General features: G+C 43.7%; 3 protein-coding genes and 1 pseudogene. 1 reads left to right on the top strand and 3 read right to left on the bottom strand.

Going from position 1 to position 3,336, the window contains the following annotated elements:
* A pseudogene (locus IM509_RS00195) lies at positions 1-529 on the bottom strand (nuclease/transposase family protein); the annotation flags it as partial.
* Positions 530-793: 264 nt separating this feature from the next.
* On the opposite strand from IM509_RS00195, the gene IM509_RS00190 reads away from it, so the two are divergent.
* Positions 794-1,657 (top strand): helix-turn-helix domain-containing protein, encoded by an 864-nt coding sequence (locus IM509_RS00190; RefSeq protein WP_052276988.1) that lies wholly within the window; start codon positions 794-796, stop codon positions 1,655-1,657.
* 110 nt (positions 1,658-1,767) lie between these two features.
* On the opposite strand, the gene IM509_RS00185 is transcribed toward IM509_RS00190, so the two are convergent.
* Positions 1,768-2,280, bottom strand: coding sequence for a dihem cytochrome c family protein (locus IM509_RS00185; protein ID WP_052276987.1), 513 nt, complete (start codon positions 2,278-2,280; stop codon positions 1,768-1,770).
* Between the two features lie 546 nt (positions 2,281-2,826).
* Positions 2,827-3,336, bottom strand: a 510-nt coding sequence (locus IM509_RS00180; protein WP_287716217.1) for a bluetail domain-containing putative surface protein, incomplete at its 5' end; no start/stop codon positions are given.

Below are 3,336 nucleotides of genomic sequence, written 5' to 3'. Positions count from 1 at the left end.
TCCCGAATATCAACGCTAAGGCAGAATTGGACATAGTAACCGTCTGCTCGTTTAACAATCCTAACTCGTTTAATTTGGTCTATAGGGTAAAAGTTTAAGTCTCTAGTTCCTTTCAGTTTAACCGTGCCAAGATTTTTCTTATCTGTGAAAGTAATTTTTTTCTATCCTCCGATAGTTGACCGCCACAGTTTTTATATTCCACAGAACGATTATTTTTCTGAAACTTGGGATAACCTTTTTTCCCTTTTATTTTTTTCTGACAATTGTCATAGAAACGAGCAATAGCTGACCAGTCCCGTTCTGCCGATGCTTGTCTAGCCGTAGAATTTAGAGTATCGACAAACTTGAACTGTTGGGCGAGAACTGCACAATATTTATTGAGAGAATATTTATCGATTTTGTCTTCTCTCTTGGCATCCATCCAAAGTCTTAATGCTTTGTTTCTGATGAATTGTACTGTACGAATAGCTTCATCTATGGCAGAAGACTGACTTGGTTTGACCACTGCTTTCATTTCTAAGATAATCATTGTTTATCGACCTCAAACAACTTATTTTAAGTTAACCTATACAGCAGAGATTGTCAAGATTTTAGTCGTGCTTCGCTCTTTTATATTGGTCGGGGTGAAACCCCGACATTTGAGATAAAAAACTTAACTTTTGCAAGTATTGCTGATTTTTGCTGGTTTTTGGAACCTTTTCGCCGGTAATGATGACAAGGTGAAAGGAGCTTCTAGAGAACAGATTATCCCAAAATAACAAAATCGAGATTATCATCTAAGTTGGTATAGATTATGACTGGAATTATGAGTCAACTCAGTCCCCTACAAGCCGAACAAATCAAGGAAATCGGGACTTATTTACGTCAAAAACGGGAAGAAAGCTGCCTGAGCATAGACGATATCGCCGCCCTGACGATGATTAGAGTACCAATGCTAGAAGCGTTGGAAACGGGGAATTGGGAGAAATTACCAGAATTAATTTATGTCAAGGGATTTATCAAACGCTACGGTGATGCTCTAAAAATTGATGGTAAAGCTTTAGCCGATCGCTTGTCTCCTAGTGCGGAACAATTAGCTCAAGAGGTAACTATTCCGAAAAAACTGCCCACAAAAGCTACCCCTCTCCCCAAGGCTGAACCCGCTGCCCCAAAAGTGGAACCGGTGAAACCAGAAAAACCAGCCCTGGAAACTAGCCCCCAACTGGCTAAATCAACCTTTTTCGGGATGTATCTCTGGCTAGGCTTGCTGGCGGGCATATTTTGTGGTATTGGCTATCTTTTCCTCCGTCCCCCTCTCTCTAACCCCCCTGCCGTTACTCCCTCTCCTTCCCCCGTGGGTTCCCCCGCACCAGTAGTCTCTCCTGCACTGGTAGGCTCTCCCTCCCCTTCTCCTCAGCCAAAAGTTCCCCTCTCAGCCCAGGTAACTATTGAACAGGCCGCTTGGGTAAGGGTAATTGCCGATGGCAAAAAAGTCCATGAAGGCAATCTCCAACCCGGGACTAAACAAACTTGGACAGCCCAAAAGAGTTTAAATATTCGATCGGGCAATGCTGGCGGTGTTAAAATCTCTCTTAACCAAAAACCTGCCCAATTAATGGGTAAAGCTGGCCAAATTGGCGAAATCACCCTAACTGCACCCCCTCTCAGTGATCAGTAAACAGTAAACAGTAATCAGTGAACTAAAAACTCACATCTCAAAACTGATAACTGAAAACTGAAAACTGATCACTGATAACTGATAACTGATAACTGATAACTGATCACTGATTAGGCTGCATCATCCCAGATGGGGGTAAGGGTCTGATAATCGTAGCGGGAAGCGTTAGGATGACAGCTGACACAGGTGGTATGACCGAGAGGAGTGGGTAAATTGACCCTAGGATGCAAAACCTTTACATAGGTGGACTGTTCAATTAGGAGGGGAACAAAAGTAGTCTGGGTAAGAGGGCGGGAAGAATAACTGAGATAATCCCAGATAAGACGCTGAGTAATGCCAACAATTGGTTTTAAACGGATACCATAGTGAGAATTAGGATTTTCTAGGATTTTTTTCCAAGTTTGACTCGGTAGGATGCTGGGAGCAATGGCAATATGGCAAGTGGCACAATTTTCTAGATAGGTTTGCTCTCCAATTTGATAACGATTCAGCACTGTATCCGAGGCAGGGGATTGGGCGATCGCTGGTTGTTGAAGTAGCGAAGCCAGTAGAATACCCCCTAGAATACTGAGGAGAAAGAGGATCAGAAAAAAAATCGATTTCACTTGACCGCTGGAAGGCATGACTGGGATGACGAGTAATTGAACACAATTTTGACACTCTCGCCATCACAATGCCAAGCTGTGTGATGGGAGATTCTTGCTTCACAGAAACCTGCTTTTTGAGACGAATCCCAACGAGTCTGACAGTCTCTCCACAAGTTTAAACTCCTGACTGCCCATCAGTATTTGGGTTCTTCTGGTTTATGTGTGGAAACGAGGTCTATACTGATATTTTCTAGTTTTTTCCGCGGCTCGACTGAGCATCGCCGAACGTCAAAATAGCCCTAAAAGTCTTGCTTGATAGGTATTTCACGGTTTCATAAGCAAAAATTAAGTAGGTAGGCGTTAAAAATTATCAGATGCCCCCCTTATCAAGGGGGGACTAAGGGGGGATCGGTACCCCCCTTATCAAGGGGGACTAAGGGGGGATCAGAGGCAAAATCCATTTTTAATTTAATTATAACCAGCTACTTATAACACAAAGTCGAGAAGAGCCTCTTAACTTTTTTTGTATCAAAATTACTTGAACGGGAGCATTAAAAGGGGAGAATTAATCCCCCCATCAATTTAGACAAAGAAACTATTGACCGCAATAGTGCCGAGCGCCGGTAAAGTACCCGTTAACCCAGTCAGATTAATCACCAAATCATTAGCACTTTGGAAACCCGCCGTACCGTCGTTGATAATTAGGTAAGTGGTAGTAGCATTAGCAACCCGCACTAAAACAGCACTGTTAGTTCCGAGAGCTTGATTTCCGGCTGTTGCCCCATTAGCATCGGTAAAGACGTTAGAAACAATGGTGTTAATATTGGTCGTGGTGCTATCTGTTGCCCGGGTAAAAGCGACCGGGGCATTAATGGCCGCACCAGCTTGACTAAGCAGGTCAATCTTATCAGTACCAATAGCAAAATCCGTAACTCGGTCTAGGGCTGCTGCGGTGGACTGACCAAATCGGAAGATGAAGATGTCTGTCCCCGTCCCACCGGTTAAAGTATCGCGTCCAGCAGCACCATTGAGGGTATCGTTACCAGCAGCACCATTGAGGCTATCGTTACCAGCAGCACCATTGAGGTTATT

It is taken from the genome of Microcystis sp. M31BS1 (assembly GCF_020245285.1).
In the GTDB taxonomy this organism is placed as follows: Bacteria; Cyanobacteriota; Cyanobacteriia; order Cyanobacteriales; family Microcystaceae; genus Microcystis; species Microcystis panniformis.
Note: the sequence above shows the minus strand (reverse complement) of the source record. Positions and strands in the feature narration are given on the sequence as shown.

Excerpts from the sequence above, each read along its gene's own strand:
- IM509_RS00190 (WP_052276988.1), top strand. The coding sequence starts at position 794 with ATGACTGGAATTATGAGTCAACTCAGTCCCCTACAAGCCGAACAAATC.
- IM509_RS00185 (WP_052276987.1), bottom strand. The coding sequence starts at position 2,280 with ATGCCTTCCAGCGGTCAAGTGAAATCGATTTTTTTTCTGATCCTCTTT.